The organism is Pseudomonas sp. ML2-2023-3 (assembly GCF_037055275.1).
Lineage (GTDB): Bacteria > Pseudomonadota > Gammaproteobacteria > Pseudomonadales > Pseudomonadaceae > Aquipseudomonas.
Window position 1 is genome coordinate 2,626,406 of the sequence record NZ_CP146343.1, and the last position, 19,113, is coordinate 2,645,518.

General features: G+C 59.5%; 18 protein-coding genes. 10 read left to right on the forward strand and 8 right to left on the reverse strand.

The window, feature by feature from the left end; all coding sequences use genetic code 11:
- Positions 1–202: 202 nt before the first annotated feature.
- Both rlmM and tusA read left to right on the forward strand, forming a co-directional pair.
- Complete coding sequence (gene rlmM / locus V6P94_RS12200; protein WP_133077169.1) at positions 203–1,279, forward strand: 23S rRNA (cytidine(2498)-2'-O)-methyltransferase RlmM; 1,077 nt, start codon at positions 203–205, stop codon at positions 1,277–1,279.
- 14 nt (positions 1,280–1,293) lie between these two features.
- Entirely contained in the window at positions 1,294–1,542 is a 249-nt protein-coding gene (gene tusA, locus V6P94_RS12205) for a sulfurtransferase TusA (RefSeq protein WP_019826659.1), read from the forward strand.
- 103 nt (positions 1,543–1,645) lie between these two features.
- Here tusA and V6P94_RS12210 read toward each other — a convergent pair whose 3' ends face one another.
- A complete protein-coding gene (locus V6P94_RS12210; RefSeq protein ID WP_133077170.1) occupies positions 1,646–3,046 on the reverse strand; it encodes an MATE family efflux transporter in 1,401 nt (466 codons plus the stop codon).
- A 175-nt stretch (positions 3,047–3,221) separates the two neighbouring features.
- Here V6P94_RS12210 and pdxB point away from each other — a divergent pair, with 175 nt between their 5' ends.
- Entirely contained in the window at positions 3,222–4,364 is a 1,143-nt protein-coding gene (gene pdxB, locus V6P94_RS12215; RefSeq protein ID WP_338649412.1) for a 4-phosphoerythronate dehydrogenase PdxB, read from the forward strand.
- Between the two features lie 93 nt (positions 4,365–4,457).
- Here the strand turns inward: pdxB and V6P94_RS12220 are convergent, their stop codons facing one another.
- Positions 4,458–4,634, reverse strand: coding sequence for a PA1571 family protein (locus V6P94_RS12220; RefSeq protein WP_219261512.1), 177 nt, complete (start codon positions 4,632–4,634; stop codon positions 4,458–4,460).
- A 252-nt stretch (positions 4,635–4,886) separates the two neighbouring features.
- Between V6P94_RS12220 and V6P94_RS12225 the strand changes: the two genes are divergently transcribed.
- Positions 4,887–6,644: an ABC transporter transmembrane domain-containing protein gene (locus V6P94_RS12225; RefSeq protein ID WP_133077172.1), complete on the forward strand. Its 1,758-nt coding sequence runs from the start codon at positions 4,887–4,889 to the stop codon at positions 6,642–6,644.
- Positions 6,645–6,767: 123 nt separating this feature from the next.
- On the opposite strand, the gene V6P94_RS12230 is transcribed toward V6P94_RS12225, so the two are convergent.
- Positions 6,768–7,049 carry a pyrimidine/purine nucleoside phosphorylase gene (locus tag V6P94_RS12230; RefSeq protein WP_133077173.1) on the reverse strand — a complete coding sequence of 94 codons (282 nt, stop codon included), beginning with the start codon at positions 7,047–7,049 and terminating at the stop codon, positions 6,768–6,770.
- Positions 7,050–7,128: 79 nt separating this feature from the next.
- On the reverse strand, positions 7,129–7,671 hold the full coding sequence (locus tag V6P94_RS12235; protein ID WP_133077174.1) for an exonuclease domain-containing protein: 543 nt from the start codon (positions 7,669–7,671) through the stop codon (positions 7,129–7,131).
- Between the two features lie 189 nt (positions 7,672–7,860).
- On the opposite strand from V6P94_RS12235, the gene V6P94_RS12240 reads away from it, so the two are divergent.
- Positions 7,861–8,652, forward strand: a complete 792-nt coding sequence (locus tag V6P94_RS12240; protein WP_133077175.1) for a transporter substrate-binding domain-containing protein — start codon at positions 7,861–7,863, stop codon at positions 8,650–8,652.
- Between the two features lie 65 nt (positions 8,653–8,717).
- On the opposite strand, the gene V6P94_RS12245 is transcribed toward V6P94_RS12240, so the two are convergent.
- From V6P94_RS12245 to dsbD, 4 genes are all read right to left on the reverse strand, one after another.
- Entirely contained in the window at positions 8,718–9,266 is a 549-nt protein-coding gene (locus tag V6P94_RS12245; RefSeq protein WP_133077176.1) for an RNA polymerase factor sigma-70, read from the reverse strand.
- A gap of 205 nt (positions 9,267–9,471) precedes the next feature.
- On the reverse strand, positions 9,472–10,245 hold the full coding sequence (gene dsbG, locus V6P94_RS12250) for a thiol:disulfide interchange protein DsbG (protein ID WP_133077177.1): 774 nt from the start codon (positions 10,243–10,245) through the stop codon (positions 9,472–9,474).
- The gene (locus V6P94_RS12255) at positions 10,224–11,096 is read right to left on the reverse strand and encodes a TlpA disulfide reductase family protein (protein WP_133077178.1); all 873 of its coding nucleotides are present in this window, start codon (positions 11,094–11,096) and stop codon (positions 10,224–10,226) included. Before V6P94_RS12255 ends, dsbG begins: the two co-directional genes overlap by 22 nt.
- Positions 11,097–12,839, reverse strand: coding sequence for a protein-disulfide reductase DsbD (gene dsbD / locus V6P94_RS12260; protein WP_133077179.1), 1,743 nt, complete (start codon positions 12,837–12,839; stop codon positions 11,097–11,099).
- A gap of 146 nt (positions 12,840–12,985) precedes the next feature.
- Here dsbD and V6P94_RS12265 point away from each other — a divergent pair, with 146 nt between their 5' ends.
- From V6P94_RS12265 to gcvH, 5 genes are all read left to right on the forward strand, one after another.
- Positions 12,986–13,666, forward strand: a complete 681-nt coding sequence (locus V6P94_RS12265; protein WP_133077180.1) for a response regulator — start codon at positions 12,986–12,988, stop codon at positions 13,664–13,666.
- A complete protein-coding gene (locus tag V6P94_RS12270; protein ID WP_219261509.1) occupies positions 13,663–14,991 on the forward strand; it encodes an ATP-binding protein in 1,329 nt (442 codons plus the stop codon). The genes V6P94_RS12265 and V6P94_RS12270 overlap by 4 nt, the downstream gene beginning before the upstream one ends.
- Before the next feature lie 371 nt (positions 14,992–15,362).
- Complete coding sequence (gene cycA / locus V6P94_RS12275; RefSeq protein ID WP_133077181.1) at positions 15,363–16,772, forward strand: D-serine/D-alanine/glycine transporter; 1,410 nt, start codon at positions 15,363–15,365, stop codon at positions 16,770–16,772.
- A gap of 87 nt (positions 16,773–16,859) precedes the next feature.
- The gene (locus V6P94_RS12280; RefSeq protein ID WP_133077182.1) at positions 16,860–18,389 is read left to right on the forward strand and encodes a sigma-54-dependent transcriptional regulator; all 1,530 of its coding nucleotides are present in this window, start codon (positions 16,860–16,862) and stop codon (positions 18,387–18,389) included.
- Positions 18,390–18,729: 340 nt separating this feature from the next.
- Positions 18,730–19,107, forward strand: a complete 378-nt coding sequence (gene gcvH, locus V6P94_RS12285; RefSeq protein ID WP_133077183.1) for a glycine cleavage system protein GcvH — start codon at positions 18,730–18,732, stop codon at positions 19,105–19,107.
- Positions 19,108–19,113: the final 6 nt, after the last annotated feature.

Below are 19,113 nucleotides of genomic sequence, written 5' to 3' on the forward strand. Positions count from 1 at the left end.
AATGACTCCTTTAGACGGATCACGTGGCACAAACAGAGCTTCTAACCTAGCTCTGATTCCGGGCTCTGGCTAATAACTGGACTGTCTATGGGGGTTCAAGGTTCCGAACTCGGCTATCATGCCGACCTTTTCGTGACAGTCCTTGCGCCAAATCAAGGATGCGCAGCTGGCCAATTCCTGCCAGCTGCCCAGGAGTAATTCAATGAACACCGTTTTTATGCACTGCCGGCCCGGGTTTGAAGGCGAAGTCTGCTCGGAAATCGCCGAACACGCCGCCCGCCTCAATGTGTCTGGCTATGCCAAGGCCAAGCCGAGCACTGCCTGCGCCGAATTTGTGTGTACCGAAGAAGGCGGCGCTGAACGCCTGATGAAAGGTCTGCGTTTTGCCGAGCTGATTTTCCCGCGGCAATGGGCCCGTGGCGGCTTTGTCGATCTCCCGGAAACCGACCGGATCAGCGTTATTCTTGAGCACATGGCGGACTTTCCGGTGTGCGGCAGCCTGTGGCTGGAAATAGTCGACACCAATGACGGTAAAGAGCTGTCCAACTTCTGCAAAAAGTTTGACGCCCATCTGCGCAAGGCGTTGATCAAGGCCGGCAAACTGGTTGAAGACGATGCCCACAAGCCGCGTCTGCTGCTGACCTTTAAAAGCGGGCGCGAAGTGTTTCTCGGGTTGGCCGAAGCCGATAACTCAGCCATGTGGCCCATGGGCATTCCGCGTCTCAAGTTCCCCCGTGAAGCGCCGAGCCGCTCAACACTCAAGCTGGAAGAAGCCTGGCATCACTTTATCCCTCGTGATCAATGGGATGAGCGCTTGCACAGTGACATGACCGGCGTGGACCTCGGCGCGGCGCCAGGTGGCTGGACCTGGCAGTTGGTCAATCGCGGCATGATCGTGACCGCCATCGACAACGGCCCGATGGCTGAAAGCCTGATGGATACCGGCCTGGTCCAGCACTTGATGGCCGATGGCTTTACCTTCAAGCCCAAGCAACCGGTGGACTGGATGGTCTGTGACATCGTTGAGAAGCCGGCGCGCAATGCCGCGATGCTTGAAGAGTGGATCGGCGAAGGTCATTGCCGTGAAGCGGTGGTCAACCTGAAACTGCCGATGAAGCAGCGTTATGCCGAAGTGCGCCGCTTGCTGGACCGTATTGCAGATGGCTTCAAGGCGCGGGGTATTCAGGTCGAAATCGGCTGCAAGCAGCTGTATCACGACCGTGAAGAAGTGACCTGTCATTTGCGTCGACTGGACGTTAAAAAACCTAAATCACGCTGATTCGGGAGTAACTGATGAGTTTTACTGACCTGCCGGTTGACGGCACCCTGGACGCCACCGGCCTTAACTGCCCTGAGCCGGTGATGATGCTGCACCAACACATTCGCGACCTGGCGCCGGGTGGCTTGTTGAAAGTCATTGCCACCGATCCCTCGACCCGGCGCGACATTCCCAAGTTCTGCGTGTTTCTTGACCATGAACTGGTGGGGCAACAGGAAGAGGCGGGCAAGTACCTGTACTGGATCCGCAAGAAGCAGGATTGAGCTGGACCCGTAGTCGCTGCCGAAGGCTGCGAAGGGTTGCGGAGCAACCCGTTATATTGAAGGCCCCGCAGTCCTTCCCGCAGCCTTCGGCAGCGACCACGTGTTATGCGGCGCGGCGAATGTGTTTCTTCGCACTGCGCGCCAGCCGCACGCCGAGCATCAGCGCGGCGCAGGTCAGGCCGACGATCAAACCTTGCCATAGCCCGCTCGGGCCATTGGCCTCGCCAAACCAGTCGGTCAGCCCCAGCGCGTAGCCCACCGGCAAACCAATGCCCCAATACGCGAACAGCGTCAGAACCATCGTCACCCGCGTGTCTTGATAGCCCCGCAGGGCACCGGCTGCGGTGACCTGGATCACGTCCGAAAACTGATACAGCGCAGCAAACATCAGCAGCATGGTTGCCACCTCGATCACCAGCGGGTCGGCGGTGTAGACGGTCGCAATCTGCTCACGCAGCAGGAGGATCAGGCTGGCGGAAATCGCCGCCCATACCAGCGCTGTGCCCATGCCCACGCCAGCGACAAATCGCGCTTCGCGAGGCTGTTGACGGCCCAGGGCCTGGCCAACACGCACGGTGATGGCCATGCCCAGCGAATACGGAATCATGAATACCAGCGAACTGAAGTTGAGGGCGATCTGATGGCCCGCCACCACGGTTGCACCGAGACTGCCGATCAGCAGCGCAATCACCGCAAAAATGCTCGACTCGGCAAATACCGCGATACCAATTGGCAGGCCCACGCTGAGCAAGCGCTTGAGGATCGCCCACTGTGGCCATTCAAAATGGCTGTACACCTTGCTCGACTGGTAGACAGCCCCTCGCCAGGTGCAGACCACCATGCCGATGGCCATGAACCACATCACAATGGCCGTGGCCCAACCACAGCCCACACCGCCCATGGCGGGGACGCCAAAGTGACCATAAATAAAGATGTAGTTGATCGGAATATTGAGTGCCAGGGCACTCAGCCCCAGCACCATGCTTGGTCGGGTTTTGCCCAGGCCATCGCTGAAATTGCGCAATACGCAATACAGCCCGACAGCGGGCATGCCACTGGCGATCCCGTACAAATAACCCATGCTCGGCTCGATCAAGTCAGGGTCGACCTTCATCCCATGCAGCAGGGGTTCGGCACCGATCAGAATGAGGGCCGCACACAGGCCGGTAATCAGTGCCAGCCACAGCGCCTGGCGCACGATCGGGCCGATGTCGCTGTGGGCATCCGCGCCAAAACGTTGAGCCACTTTGGGTGTGGTGGCTAACAAAATGCCCGACATCAGCAAAAACACCGGGACCCAGATGGAGTTGCCCAGCGCCACGGCCGCCAGATCCCGCGGGCCGACGCGCCCGGCCATCACCGCATCGACAAACCCCATTGCGGTGGTGGCGATTTGCGAAATGATGATCGGAAACGCCAGTGCCAGGAGTGCGCGCACTTCTGTACGAACCCGGGCCGGGCGGCTGACAGCGGTAGAAGGGGGAGTATGAGTGACAGAGTTCACAAGCGTGCATCCACAGTGTTTAACGCGCAAAGCTGGCGATTGTACCCTTGACCAAATGGTCAGAAAACATGGAGTTGTAGGAGCTTTGTAAGCGTGACTGTGAGTACCTTCCACACCCGGCTGGCCCATTCATCGCAACAACGCCTACACTGCCACTCCGCGAAAGGAGCCTGCCATGTTGATTGTTGCTGACGAAAATATTCCGCTGATCGAAGAATTTTTTGCTGACCTCGGTGAAATACGCCGTTTTCCGGGGCGCCAGATCAGCCGTGCCGACGTGCATGACGCCGATATCCTGCTGGTGCGCTCCGTGACGAAAGTCGACCGCGACCTGCTCGAAGGCAGCGCGGTGCGGTTTGTCGGAACATGCACCATCGGCACCGATCACCTGGCCCTCGACTACTTTCAGCAAGCCGGAATTCAGTGGTCCAGCGCCCCCGGTTGCAATGCCCGGGGCGTGGTCGACTACGTGCTCGGCAGTTTGTTGACCCTGGCCGAGATCGAGGGTGTCGATCTGACGCAACGCACCTATGGCGTGATTGGCGCCGGTGAAGTGGGCGGGCGTCTGGTCAATGTGCTGCGTGCCCTGGGCCTCAACGTGCTGGTGTGTGATCCGGTGCGACAGGCAGTCGAGGGTGGCGATTACGTCAGCCTCGAACACATCATTGAGCATTGCGATGTGCTCAGCTTGCACACTCCGCTGGATAAAACGGGCGACTACCCGACCTGGCACTTGCTCGACCAGCAGCGTCTGGAGCAACTGAAGCCGGGCACCTGGTTGATCAACGCCAGCCGGGGCCCGGTGATTGATAATGCCGTATTGCGCACAGTGCTCACCCGGCGCGAAGACCTCCAGGCGGTACTGGATGTGTGGGAGGACGAGCCGCAAGTTGACGTCGAACTGGCTGACTTGTGCGTACTGGCGACCCCGCACATCGCCGGTCACAGCCTGGATGGCAAGCAGCGGGGCACCGCACAGATTTATCAGGCGTTGTGCGATTTCCTGGGCCATACCCCGCAGGTAAAACTTGCCGATCTGTTGCCTGCCCCTTGGCTGGCGAAGGTCGAGCTGAGTGCCAACACCGATCCTGGCTGGGCAATGGCCATGATCTGTCGCGGCGTGTACGACCCGCGCCGTGACGATGCGGATTTTCGCCGTAGCCTGATCGGCAGTGTCCAGGAGCAGAAGCTGGCGTTTGATGCTTTGCGCAAGCACTACCCGATTCGCCGCGAGATCGAAGGTTTGCCCGTACATATCGAGGGCGAATCAGTCGCCTTGACCCAACTGGTCAAAGCGTTGGGTGCGGTACCGGTCTAAAAGTCCAGGGCACAAAAAAACCGGCCCTACGCAGTAGGGCCGGTCAGTGTCGCGAATGCAGTTTGATCATGAACAAGGTCTTGCAGGCAAGGATCAGTCCTTGCGAGACGGCTTGACCAGGCGTTGCTCCAGTTCGTGGCAAGCGTCCTGGATCATGGCTTCAGTGATCAGGATCTCCTGTCCATTCTCGTCGATAAACGCGCACCCCAGGGATTGCTGTGGTTGGGTGCGAATCACCGGTACGGCTTGAGCGTTCTGTTGCAAATCCATGGCCTGTCTCCTCATCAGGGTGTAGCGCTACTGTAGATCCGATTAATGACCAAGCGGTTACAAACTTGGCCACCAGCCCAGTCCAACAGAAATATCCTGAAACTTCCAGCCCGACTTTAGAACATTACTGCCTAGGGGTTGTTGTTGCGGGTCATAATCAAAGCAAGTGAGAAAGGTTTACCAGCGTAAGCCGAACTTCGTTGTAGGCTGTGTAAGGCTTTTTACGCTGATCCTCATTCTGGATACCCTCCCATGCTTTCGTCCCGTCATCGTCGTGCCATCCGCCTGGCCACCCATTTCATTGCGCCCTATCGTTGGCAGGCAGGTGGCGCACTGTTGGCCCTGATTGTGACAGCGGGTATTACCTTGTCGATGGGGCAGGGCATTCGCTTGCTGGTGGACAAGGGTTTTATGACCCAGTCCCCGCACCTGCTTAACCAGTCCATCGGTTTTTTTCTGATGCTGGTGCTGGGATTGTCCGTGGGCACCTTTGTGCGTTTTTATCTGGTGTCGTGGATCGGTGAGCGGGTGGTCGCGGACATTCGGCGCCAGGTGTTCAATCACCTGATCGATTTGCACCCGGGGTTCTACGAGAACAATCGCAGTTCGGAAATCCAGTCACGACTGACCACCGACACCACCTTGTTGCAATCAGTGATCGGTTCTTCGCTGTCCCTGTTCTTGCGCAACAGCCTCATGGTGATCGGCGGCGTGGTGCTGTTGTTTGTCACCAACCCCAAGCTCACCAGTATCGTGGTGGTCGCCTTGCCACTGGTGCTGGTGCCCATTCTGTTTTTTGGTCGCCGGGTGCGCAGCCTGTCGCGCCAGAGTCAGGACCGGATTGCCGATGTCGGCAGCTATGTCGCCGAGGCCCTGGGCCAGATCAAGACGGTCCAGGCCTATAACCATCAACAGCAAGACCAGCAGCGCTTCGCCAGCACCGTTGAGCATGCGTTTGCCACCGCACGCAAACGTATCCTGCAACGGGCATGGCTGATCACGTTGGTGATTTTGCTGGTATTGGGCGCAGTCGGGGTGATGCTGTGGGTCGGTGGCATGGACGTGATCGCGGGGCGCATCACCGGTGGCGAGCTGGCAGCCTTTGTGTTCTACAGCCTGGTGGTGGGCAGCGCGTTTGGCACCCTGAGTGAAGTCATTGGCGAACTGCAACAGGCGGCGGGTGCGGCCGAGCGAATTGCCGAGCTGCTGCAGGCAAAAAGCCTGATCTTGCCACCGAGCACGGACCTGCGCGTTTTACCCGAGCGGGTGGACGGTAATCTGCAACTCGAAAACCTGCGGTTTTCCTACCCGTCACGGCCAGAAAGCTACGCGATTGACGGGCTAAGCCTGTCGGTCAACGCGGGGGAAACCCTGGCGTTGGTGGGGCCTTCGGGGGCAGGCAAGTCCACGTTGTTTGACCTGCTGCTGCGCTTCTACGATCCCCAGCAGGGCCAGATCCTGCTTGAGGGGCAGCCGATCACCCAACTTGACCCGCAAGACCTGCGCCGTTGCTTTGCCCTGGTGTCGCAAACCCCGGCACTGTTTTTCGGCACCATTGAAGACAACATCCGCTACGGCAATGCGGGTGCCAGCGATGGGCAAGTTGAAGCCGCCGCACGGATTGCCCATGCCCATGACTTCATCCTGCAAATGCCCGAGGGCTACAAAACCCACTTGGGCGACGGCGGTCTGGGGTTGTCCGGCGGTCAGCGCCAGCGTCTGGCTATCGCCCGGGCGCTGCTGGTGGATGCCCCGATCCTGTTGCTGGACGAAGCCACCAGTGCCCTGGATGCCCAGAGCGAACACTTGATCCAGCAGGCACTGCCCAGCCTGATGCAAGGCCGCACGACGCTGGTGATTGCTCACCGCCTGGCCACAGTGCAGAACGCCGACCGCATTGCGGTCATGGATCAGGGCAAGCTGGTTGCCATCGGCACCCACGCACAGTTGATCGCCAGCAACCCGCTGTATGCGCGGTTGGCGGCGTTGCAGTTCAACGTAGGGGTGTAGCGGTGGGAGCGGGCTTGCTCGCGATGGCATCAACGCGATTCAACGGACAGACCGGGTCGTCTGTATCGCGAGCAAGCCCGCTCCCACATGGCAGCATCAAGACAGTTGCTGCCAGAGGGGGATTTAGCGGTACTCACACAGGTAAGCGGTGTCCACTGCAACCTTGAGCTGGAACTTGCTGTTGGCCGGCACGTTGAACTGGCTGCCGCTCTTGAAGGTTTCATACTCGCTGCTGCCCGGCAGCTTGACGCTCAGTTCACCCGAGACCACGTGCATGATTTCACGCTCGGCCGTGCCGAACTCGTATTCGCCCGCAGCCATGACGCCAATGGTGGCCTTGCCTTCGGTTTGTGCGAAGGCAATCGACTTGACGGTGCCGTCGAAGTATTCGTTGACTTTAAACATGGCGATTCCTCGGAATGGGCTAAAAAAGGCTGGCCAGTATGCAGAAGCCGTTTTATCCCGTCACGCCCTTTTGTGGCCGTCAGCCCTTGAGTACCAGTGGCAATAAACGTGCAGTATTTCGCGCATCTTCCAGGGCACGATGCTGCTGGCCATTGAACTGCATTCCGGCCAGTTGCAGGGCGCTGTTAAGTCCAAGTGCACGCTTGAGCTGGCGGGCCTGGGCAAATTGCTGCTTGAGGTTCATGTGCGGCAATTGCAGCAGGGCACTGTCCAGTTGCTTCTGGCGCCATTCCTGCTCCAGCTGTTTGCGATCGTAGTCGCCCCAACTGGCCCAGCCTTCAAGCTTGGGCAGATGCTGGCCGAGCCAGCGCTCGAACTGCTCCCACACCACCGTCATCGGAGCCCCGGAGTCAATGTTGGCCTGGGTGATGCGAGTCAGTTGACGGCAAAAGGGCGTCAAGAGGGGACGACGTTGCGGGCGAATAAAACGCTGAAAATGATCCACCTCCCGGCCGGCGCGAGTGACCACGCTGGCACCGATTTCAATCACTTCCATTTCTTCCAGGGGCCAGCCGCCATCATCGGTTGTGGCTTCCAGGTCAATTACCAGCCAGTGAGGCATGTGCAGCTTCCTTTAACAGCATCGGCGTTGAAGTGGGAGCGTAGCTAAAACACGGACCCGGGGGCGTATTTTGTAGTGGGCCAGTCGACCGCTTGCTTGCTAGTCTATAGGCGGTTTAATGGTGTGCGTGCTCGATCTCAGGTCGTGTGTCGATCAATAAGTTCCAGCCATGGGCGGCGCGGGATGTATATGGTTTTGAAGTGTTCGCCGATACAGTTGGCTCATTGTGTGTTGCTGGCCCTCGGCATGATCTGGCTAACGCCGGTTTCGGCCGCCCAGGAAATCAGGGTTGGAGCTGCGCATTTTCCGCCGTATACCGTACGCCCCGAGCGCGGTGCCGACACCGGTCTGTTGTCACAATTGCTCAACGCCCTCAACCAGTTACAGAGCGACTACCGCTTTGTCCTGGTGCCCAGTTCGATCCCAAGGCGCGTGCGTGATTTTGAGCGGGGGCGGGTGGACATGATGATGTTCGAAAACCCGGCCTGGGGTTGGCAGGCGTTCTCGTATACGGCCGTCGACATGGGCCTTGAAGACGCCGAAGTATTTGTCGCCAGGTACCAACCTGATCGGGTCCAACGTTATTTTGATGAGTTGAGCGGCAAGCGGCTTGCGCTCTTTAGCGGCTATCACTACGCCTTTGCCGGGTTCAATTCGACCCCGAAATTCCTTGCCGACACCTTCAGCGCAACCCTGACCTATTCCCACGAAAGCAACCTGTTGATGGTCCTGCGCGGGCGGGCAGACATTGCATTGATGACACGCTCCAACCTGATCGACATTCAGCGCTACGACCCTAAGGTCAAGTCACAGATCATGATGTCCGAGCGTGTCGATCAGATCTATCGGCACTACGCGTTGCTGCGGCTCGATGCACCGATCAAGAGTCAGCAATTCGCGCAAATGATGAGCCGTCTTCGAGACAATGGGCAGTTGAGTGCCATTTTTGCTCCCTACCAGATTGACGTGGTCGAGATGTAGGGGAAGGTCAGTCAAGCGGCACTCTTTGCAGCAACTACCGAAGCAACGAGGCAACTGCCACGGCGTTAGCGACGGGCGTAGGTATCGGGGTGCGTTCCCGAGACCTCGCGGCAGTGAATCAGGGCATCGCGAATCATGAAATTGACCAGCGTTGGCGACACGCCCAGCTCCTTGGCGATGTCTTTTTGCTGCACGCCGTGCAGGCGGTACATCTCGAACGCATAGCGCGTGCGGCTCGGCAGTTCGGTCAGTGCAAGCGCGATGTGTTCCAGGGTCGAGAAATTGATCAGCGAGGTTTCGGGGGAGGCGCCGTGGATGACTACGTTCAGGCCTTCCTCTTCGGTGCCCGAGTATTTTTGCTCCAGCGCCTGCTTGCGGTAGTGGTCAATCGCAAGGTTGCGCACGATCTGGAACAGGTAGCTGAGCTGTGCCTTGAATGAAGAGGTGATCTGCGGCGCGGACTGCAAACGGAAGAAAGCATCCTGCACAACATCCTCGGCCCTGTATCGACAACCGGTGATGCGTGCTGCGATTTTGACCAGGACCAGTCGGTTATCAACAAAGGCTTGAAGTAAGGGTGAGTCGCACTTGCCTGTGGACATTTGTTCCGTCATGGAGATCACCTGTTGCGAAAGTGTGAGTGAGGAGCTCTTCGTGGGAAGCGTCCTACACAGCTGTTCACAAGCTAGGCTGAATGATAATGATTGTCAATTGAGAAATAGAACTAATAGCGCTTGAGGAGGCGGACTGAGACATGCTTCACGACGGTGTCGGCAACTGGCTGCGATCTTGTGTGGGCAAGAACGCAGCCTGCGGTTTTTACTTGGGCCCGAGAATCTGCACCAGTTTTTCCGGCGACGGTGCGCCTTGCTGCTGTTGCAGGTTGCCTTGTTCATCCAGATAGAAAATCGCCGGGGTTGCAGCTACATCCAGCTCCTCCATCAGCTGGGCGTTGGCATCCAGCTTGGCCTGAACGTCAGCCGGGATTTTGGCCAAAGGCTTGAGCGTGCTGGCCTTGCCGGCTTTCTCGTGGTCGTGCAGGGCCTGCTGGGGATTTTTGGCGGCCAGCAAGGCGGCAGATTTGGCAGGGCTGTCTTCGCGGATGATACCCACCATGATGTGGCGCAATTGCACCTTGCCCGAGTCAACCCACGGACGGGCCTGTTCCCAGAACATGTTGCAGTACGGGCAGTTCGGGTCGCTGAACAGGTAAACAACCCGCGGTGCATCCTTTTTGCCGTCGGCGATCCAGTTGCTCTTTTCCATCTCGGCCCAGACTTGCTTGGCCATAGGTTCGTAAACCAGTTTTTGCAGCGGTGCCAGGCTCAAGTCATTGCCTTGGGCATCATACAAATTGCCCACCAGCACGTTGCCGTCCTGGGTCAGGTACAGCGCCATGCCACGGTTCTGGTACTGGGCGGCATAGCCACGCAAACCGCCGGGTGCATCGAAACTGCCAATGATTTTTGCGCCTTTGGCTTCAATCTTCTTGATCGCTGGCGGCAGTTCCTCGGCCTGCAGTGCAGGGGACTGCAAAAGTGCAGCGCCCAGCAGGGCGGTCATGCTCAGGGTCAGCAGTTTGCGGTTAAACATTTTTGCTCATTCCTTGCAGGGTCGGCCTGTTGGGCCGACATTGAATTGTTCAGATTTAAGGGCTCCATGGCCCGGGCCAGACTGGCTTGGGACAGTTCGCCCAGATGACTGCCCAGCAGCCTGCCTTCAGCGCTATAGAACAGCGTAGTCGGCAGGGCCATTGAACCGACTTTTTGTGCCAGTTGGCCGCCACTGTCGAACAGCACGTTACTGAGGTTCAGGCCCTGGGTTTCAAGGAAGGTACTGACGCTCTGCATGCTCTCGCCCTGATTGACGAAGAGGAACGTCACGTTCTGGTGCTGAAGCTGGGCGTTCTGCAGGACCGGCATTTCCCGTCGGCACGGCGGGCACCAGGTGGCCCACAGGTTGATCACCAGAGGGCCACCCTGATAGCTGCTCAACTCCACGGACTCGCCGTTGGCGTTGCGCAACACCATCTCCGGCAGCCGCGTGCCTTGTTCGTAAAGGCTGGACGAGAGACTGGCAAGTAGCCAGAACGCCAGGCCACTGCCCAGCCCCCAGCCCAGTGGCCGCCGCAGGCCGGCCCTGCGCCAGCCCCAGATGACTGCACCGGCCACCACTGCGATCAGCCCCGGCCACAGCAAGAAGCCGCCATCGCGCAAGTCCAGGACTTGCAGCGGGTCGTCCTTGAAGTAGCGCCAATAGCTGATGACAAAACCGATGCGCGCCACCAGCAAGCCCAGTAAAAAAAGGCTGAACAGCACTGACTCGGGGTTTTCGCCACCGCGCTTGGCCACCCGCCACCCCACCAGTGTCGCCAGGGCAAGGGCCAGAATCAGCAGCAAATGGTTGATGGCCAGCGCAAACGAACCGATGGTCAGGGTGAGCATTTAGAGGAGTTCCCGAGTGGCGTTCCAGTTATTCAAGAAGGTCTGGGCGTTGACTTCGCCAGTGATGCGTTGCCCGCGACGCTCGATTCCGTTGGGGCCGATCCAGACAAAGCTGGGCGGGCCCGGTACCTGATAGCGGCTGAGCAGCTCGCGGCTGGCGACATTATCGGCGGTCACGTCAAGACGCAACAGGCGCACCCCTTGCAGTGCATCCATGACCTGGGGTTTGCCGAACACCTGCTTCTCCATGACCTTGCACGACACACACCAGTCGGCGTAGTAATCGAGCATGACCCACTGGCCATCGGCCTTGGCGCTGGCCAGTTCTCGGTCCAGGCCTGCGGGGTCCTTGATGGTGATGAAAGCGTCGTGGGCCGTGCTTGCAGAGCTGGCGCCCGCCACTGTCCCGGCGGTGTAGACCTGCAAGGGTTGCCACAGATCGGTACCGCCACCGGCAGCACCCACCAGCAACAGGCTGCCCCACAGGCCTGCCAGCAGACTTAACGGAGTGAACAGCGCTTTGGCCCGCAGGAATGTCTGCGCCTGCTGCCACAGGCTGCACGCCAGAATGACCAGCAGGACGCCCCACAGGCCGACCCACAGGGACTCATCGAGTACCGGGCGCACCAGCAACAGCGCCGTACCCAGGAACAGGAAGCCAAACAGGCCTTTCATCAGGTTCATCCAGGCGCCGGGCTTGGGCAGGAAGCGGCTGCCTACGGTCACCAGCAGCAACAGCGGTACGCCGATTCCCAGGCCCATCACAAACAGCACCAGGCCACCTTCGACGGCATTGCCACTTTGCGCGATATACAGCAAGGCACCGGCCAGGGGGGCGGTCATGCAGGGGCCAACGAGCAAGCCGGACAGGGCGCCGAGAATACCTGCGCCGATCAGGCTGCCGCCCTTGCGCCCACGCCCGGCAGTTTCGAGGCGGTCCCGCAGGGCGGCAGGCAATTGCAGTTCAAAAAAGCCGAACATGGGCAGCGCCAGCACCACGAACAGCGCGGCAAAGCTGCCCAGCAGCCACGGCTGTTGCAGCAGGGCCTGCAAGTTGGCGCCCAGCAGGGCAGCCAGCACGCCCAGTCCGGCATACACCAGCGCCATGCTGATCACATAACTGCCGGCCACGGCAAAACCGCGTCCGGCTGTGGCACCACTGCCCACGACCAGACCGGCCAGAATCGGCAGCATCGGCAGTGAGCACGGAGTGAAGGCCAGCAGCAGGCCCAGGCCGAAGAACAGCAGTAAACTCCAGCCCAGCGAGCGCTGCTGCAAGCTTGCCGCCAGTGACTGGTCTTGCGCCTGGCCTTGGGCTTTCACAGGCTGCGCGCCGCCCAGATCGACCGTCTGGCTTTGTGGCGGATAGCACAGGCCTGCATCGGCGCAGCCTTGCCAGCTGACCTTGACCTGACCGCTGGCGCCTGCCGGGATCAGTATCGAAACACTGTCGCGATACACCTGGGTGGCGCCAAAGAATTCATCGCTGTGTTCCAGCCCCTGAGGCAGTACCGGGGTTTTTGCCGGGTCCAGCCCGTCGAACTTGAAGCGCTTTTGATACAAATAGTACGTATCGGCTATTTTCCACTGCAGGCGGGTTTCGCCTGAGGGCAATGGCTCGGCACTGAAGGTAAAGGCCTTGTTGACCGGCAGAAAGTCAGGCTGTGCAAACGGATTGTTCGCGGTCTGGGCCTGGGCCACACCGACCAAACACATCAATAGAAAGGACAGCAGCAAACGCATGGGTAAAGCCTTGGGCAAGTTCAAGTCCAGCTACAGTGTGTTCCTGCGATTAACCGATCATTAACCGATGCACACTGCGGTGTACACGGCATAATCGGCCCTTAATCCCATGACCTTTTAATCGGCTCATTTAAGCGGGTATCAGCATGCATGTACTGGTTTGCGAAGACGACGAACTGATCGCCAGCGGCATCAAGGCCGGGCTGACTGCCCAGGGGCTGACAGTTGAGCACGTCGGCACGGCCAGTGCCGCGCGGGCCATGTTGAAGGCTGCCGAGTTCGATGTGATGGTGCTCGACCTGGGCCTGCCCGACGAAGACGGTCTCAAGCTGCTGCAACAGTTGCGCCAGCAGGGGCTGGAGTTGCCCGTGCTGATTCTGACGGCCCGTGACTCGGTGACCGATCGTGTCGACGGTCTGCAGGCCGGTGCCGATGATTACCTGCTCAAACCCTTCGATCTGCGTGAACTCGCAGCGCGACTGCATACGTTGCTGCGCCGGGTGGCCGGGCGCAGCGTCAACCTGATCGAGCACGGCAGCCTCACTTACGATCCCAGCAGTCGCGTGACCTTGCTGGCGGGTCAGCCGGTGGACTTGTCCCGTCGTGAACAGGCGTTGTTGCAAGCCTTGCTGCACAACCGGGGGCGTGTGCTGTCCAGTGAGCAACTCAAGGACAGCATCTACGGCTTTGGTGACGAACTGGAGAGCAACGCCCTGAACGTTCATATCCATCACCTGCGGCGTAAATTGGGCAACGGTATCGTTGAAACCGTACGCGGCCTGGGCTATCGCCTGGGGCATGCCGATGGCGCAGAGTCACAGGCATGATGAGCCTGCGCCTGCGCTTGAGCCTGACGATCGGTTCGGCGTTTGTTCTGGTCTGGGCCCTGGCAGCGGCCTGGATGCTCAGCGATCTGCGTCAGCAAATGATGTTTTCCCTCGATCAGCGGCTGGTGGCCTCGGCGCGTATGGTCGCGGGGTTGCTGGAGCAGTTGCCGCAATTGCCAGTAAAAGGCGAGGGTACCCATTTCAGTGCCGAGCAACTGACCGTTCCAGGCGGCATGGCCTGTCAGGTCAGCTCGTTGCGCGGCGAGATCCTGGCCCGCAGCCACAACAATCCGGACCAGCCGATGCAGTCGCAAGCGGCAGGTTTTCATGACCAGGTCATCGACGGCGCCGCCTGGCGCACCTTTACCCTGGATCGAGGAGATCTGCGCATCACCACGGCTGATCGCCAGGTCGAGCGCGAGGCACTGAACCTGTCGGTGCTGCTGGCGGCATCGGTGCCGGTGGGCATGGCACTGATGGTCTGTTTATTGCTGCTATGGCTGGGGATCGGCCAGGGGCTGGCGCCGCTCAACCGGATGCGCGATGCCTTGATGCGCCGCGATGCCGATTCATTGCAACCGCTGCAGATCACGCCATTGCCCAGTGAGCTGAAACCGCTGCTCGACTCCCAGAACCAGCTCTTTGCGCGCATTGCCAAGACCATCGAACGGGAGCGGCGCCTGACCGGTGATGCTGCCCATGAACTGCGCAGCCCGCTGACCGCGATCAAAACCCACCTGCAAGTGGCGCGCATGACCGATGGCGAGGCCCGTGAACAGTCACTGGCCCATGCCGAAGCGGGTGCCGACCGCTTGCACCGCACCCTTGAGCAATTGCTGCTGCTGGCGCGGGTTGAAGGCAGCCTGTCGTTTGATGACGGGGTCAATTGTTCGGCCGAGCAAGTGGCGCGTCTGGCGATCCATGATGCCGCCAGTGCCGGTGGTGAGCACATACGTTTGCATTTACCGCCAGACCTCCCGGCCACGGCACTTGAAGTCCCTTCGGTATTGGCCATCGCGGCGTTGCGCAACTTGCTGGACAACGCCTTGCGCCATACCCCGCCAGACACTCAGGTGGAGTTGACGGTTGCCGTGGATGGCCCGCACGTCAGCTTCGTGGTCCGTGACCACGGCCCCGGCATAGCCCCCGAAACACTGCAACACATGACCCAGCGCTTCTGGCGCAACGGCAACAGCAACGGTTGCGGGCTGGGCCTGGCGATCGTGCAGGCGATTGTCGAGCGTTGCCGTTGCGAACTGACTTTCGACAGCCAGTCCGATGGCTTGCGGGTTGAATTGCGGATGCCATTGAAAAGCACTGTTTAAGGGGGTGGGAGCGGGCTGGCTCGCGATGCAGGCGACGCGGTCTGGCAGGTCGGCCGCAGTGATGCCATCGCGAGCAAGTCCGTTCCCACAATGGTCATGTCGGTTCGAATGCGCTCCAATGTACTGATTTCGTTACAACTTCAGTTGGACCATGGTTTACAGTACCCGCGCTCTACTGAACCACCCACAGACGGCATTTTTGTGGAGTGATTCCATTCCGGATAAACAGACCCCCACGGCGCATAAACGGCCCGCTTGACCGCTTCTACGGGGATGGCACAGAACGTGCTCATGTCCTTTCGTCCACACCGGGTGAACATGATGTTTGTCTGGTGAGAGGACCCCGTACAAGAACAATAAGAGGATGATTCATGCAAAATCACCGACCTGCCACAGAAGAACCAGAACTGCAGCGCAGCCTGTCCAATCGTCATATCCAGCTGATCGCCATCGGCGGTGCCATCGGTACCGGCCTGTTCATGGGCTCCGGCAAGACCATCAGCCTCGCAGGCCCCTCGATCATCTTCGTCTACATGATCATCGGCTTCATGCTGTTTTTCGTGATGCGCGCCATGGGCGAGTTGCTGTTATCCAACCTCAAGTACAAGTCGTTCATCGATTTTGCATCGGACCTGCTGGGCCCTATGGCGGGTTACTTCACCGGTTGGACCTACTGGTTCTGCTGGATCGTGACCGGCATCGCCGACGTGATCGCGATCTCTGGCTATACGCACTTCTGGTTCCCGGACATCCCCCTGTGGCTGCCTGCAATCGGCTGCGTCGCGCTGCTGCTGTCGCTGAATCTGATCACGGTGAAAATGTTCGGTGAGCTGGAATTCTGGTTTGCCATGATCAAGATTGTGGCCATTTGCGCGCTGGTCTGCACCGGGCTCTATATGGTGACCACTGCGTTCCAGTCGCCGACGGGCAACTCCGCATCCCTGACCAATCTGTGGAATGACGGCGGAATGTTCCCCCACGGCGTGATGGGCTTCTTTGCCGGTTTCCAGATTGCCGTGTTTGCCTTTGTCGGTATCGAGCTGGTGGGTACCACCGCCGCAGAAACCAAAAATCCGGAGCGCAATCTCCCCCGTGCGATCAATTCGATTCCGCTGCGCATCATCATGTTCTACGTGTTTGCGCTGATCGCGATCCTGGCCGTTACCCCGTGGCGTGATGTCGTGGCCAACAAGAGTCCCTTCGTTGAACTCTTCATGCTCGCCGGTCTGCCTGCTGCGGCTGGCATCATCAACTTCGTGGTTCTGACCTCTGCGGCCTCTTCGGCCAACAGTGGCGTGTTCTCAACCAGTCGCATGCTGTTTGGCCTGGCAATGGATGGCGATGCTCCGAGCAAATTCAAGAACCTGTCCCGGCGATCGGTGCCTTCCAACGGCCTGATCTTCTCCTGTATCTGCCTGCTGGCGGGGGCGCTGGTGATCTATGTGGTGCCCAACCTGATGGAGGCGTTCACCCTGATCACCACGGTATCGGCCACCCTGTTCATGTTTGTCTGGACCATGATCCTGCTGTCCTACCTGGCCTATCGCAAAAAACGTGATCACCTGCACCGCGCATCGAAATACAAGATGCCCGGTGGCAAGGTCATGGTTTGGGTCTGCCTGACGTTCTTCGTGTTTATTCTGGTACTGCTGGCTCTGGAAACCGACACCCGCCAGGCGCTCTACATGGTGCCCGTCTGGTTTGTGCTGCTGGCTTTGGGTTATCGCTCGGTTCGGCGCAATAAACAGGAGATCGAGAACCTGGCCTGCCAGGCAGAGTAATCGCGGTTTTCACGACACAGGTTTTGCCCGGGGGGCGGCACATGAGGTGCCGCCCCTTCGTTGTTTGCTGTCAGGGAGCGGTTGGTCATGCGAATTCACGTCACGTTCAAAGACCGCGTCGGCATCACCCAGGAAATCCTGATGCTGCTGGGCGCGCGTAACCTCAATCTCGACGCGGTGGAAATGAGCCCGCCGAATGTCTATATCGATGCACCTACCCTGTCCCGAAGCGTGCTTGAAGAGCTTGACCATGCGCTGATGCGGGTAGCAGGCGTGCAGGCCGTGAAGCTGGTTGACATCCTGCCGGGCGAGCGTCGGAGCCTGCAGCTGGAAGCCTTGCTCGCCGCCATGAGCGATCCGGTGATGGCCGTAGACCCCGACGGTTGCGTGCTGCTGGCCAATCCCAGGCTGACTGACCTTTACGGTCGCGATCCCACGGGTGAGCCGCTGTCGAATCTGTTCGCTGCACCGGATCTGGCCCGTACCCTGATCAATAAAGGCTTTCGCCTGCCCATGTGTGAAGTGAGTTTCAAGGGCTGCGACCTGCTCCTTGATGCCACGCCCATCAGCGGCGGTACAGAGGTGCTGGTGGGCGGTCTGCTGACGCTTTACCCGCCCAGCCGCATTGGTGAGCGATTGGCGTCGTTGCTGCGCGACCCGGCTGAAGGGCTGGAGGCCTTGCTGGGCAAGTCTGCGGTGCTTGAAGACCTCAAGTCGCGCTTGCACAAAGTGGCGAGCCTGGATGCGCCGCTGCTGATCCAGGGCGAAACCGGCACCGGCAAGGAACTGGTGGCTCACGCCTGTCATGCCATGAGTGCCCGGCGTGATGCATCGTTTTTGGCCCTCAACTGCGCAGCGTTGCCCGAGAGCCTGGCCGAGAGCGAGCTGTTCGGCTACTCCGCCGGAGCCTTCACCGGCGCCCAGCGTGGCGGCAAGCCGGGCCTGCTGGAGTTGGCGGACCGTGGCACGGTGTTTCTCGATGAGGTAGGAGAGATGTCGCCGTACCTGCAGGCCAAGCTGCTGCGGTTCCTCAGCGACGGCTGCTTTCGGCGCATCGGTGGCGAGCGCGAGGTGCGGGTCAACGTGCGGGTGCTCTGTGCAACCCACCGCGACCTGGAACGCATGGTGAGGGAGGGCACCTTTCGCGAGGATCTCTACTACCGGCTCAACGTCCTTAACTTGCTGGTGCCGCCGTTGCGTGAGCGTGGCATGGACATCCTCCTGCTGGCCGAGCACTTCCTGCGACAGGCGTGCGAGCAGATCCACCGGCCGCCCTGCCGGCTGGCGGCGGCGACCCATCCGCTGTTGCTGGGTAATCGCTGGGCGGGCAACGTGCGCCAATTGCAAAACGTCATCTTCCGCGCTGCAGCGACCAGCGAGGGCGATGTGATTGATTGCGACAGCCTGGAGCTGGCCGGGACTGAACTGACCAGCCAGAAGGCGGATGCCGAAGAAGTCGTCAGCCTGGAAGCGGCAATGCAGGGTTTCGAAAAAACCTTGCTGGAACGTTTTTACGTGGCCTACCCATCTACCCGTCAGTTGGCTTCGCGCCTGCAAACCTCGCACACGGCCATTGGGCAAAGGCTGCGTAAATACGGGATAACCTCGCGCAATTGACCACGGCGCGGATCCCGTTGCAGCTGCCTCGTTCCCTTGGCAGCTGCAACGGCAATGGCAGGCAATATGCCAGTGGTTTGAAAATGCTCCACCGGAGTGATTTCACTCCGCTCCCGCCTGAACCCCGCCTGTGCAGGACTAACCCCCCATCACCCTGTCACGGCTGGAGCGGTATCGCTCCAAAGACCCGCTCGCAATACGCTTAAACTAATGTAAGTAACTGTTTTTAAAGTACTTTATTGAGTTGGCATCACACTTGCTCTTGTTCAGTCAGTAGCACCGTACCTGCGGTGGCCTGTCCGTCCTGCACCAGGACACATTGATAACAAGAGAAAAGTCCATGAGCACTCTGCGTTTTACTCCTGAACATGAATGGCTGCGTCTGGAAGCGTCGGGCGAGTTGACCGTCGGCATTACCGATTTTGCCCAGCAAGCGCTGGGTGATGTGGTGTTTGTGCAGTTGCCCGATCTGGGGGTGTTCAGTGCAGGTCATGAGGTTGCAGTGCTGGAGTCGGTGAAAGCAGCCAGCAATATCACCATGCCGCTGACGGGGGAGATCGTGGAGGTGAACCAGGCGTTGGCGGATGACCCTGAGCAGGTCAACGCTTCGCCCATGGGCGACGGCTGGTTCTTCCGGATTCGCATCGACAACATGGCGGCTTTCAACGACCTGCTGGACCAGCAGGCCTACGACGCCTTTGTGGCCGAAAACGCCTGAGCCGGA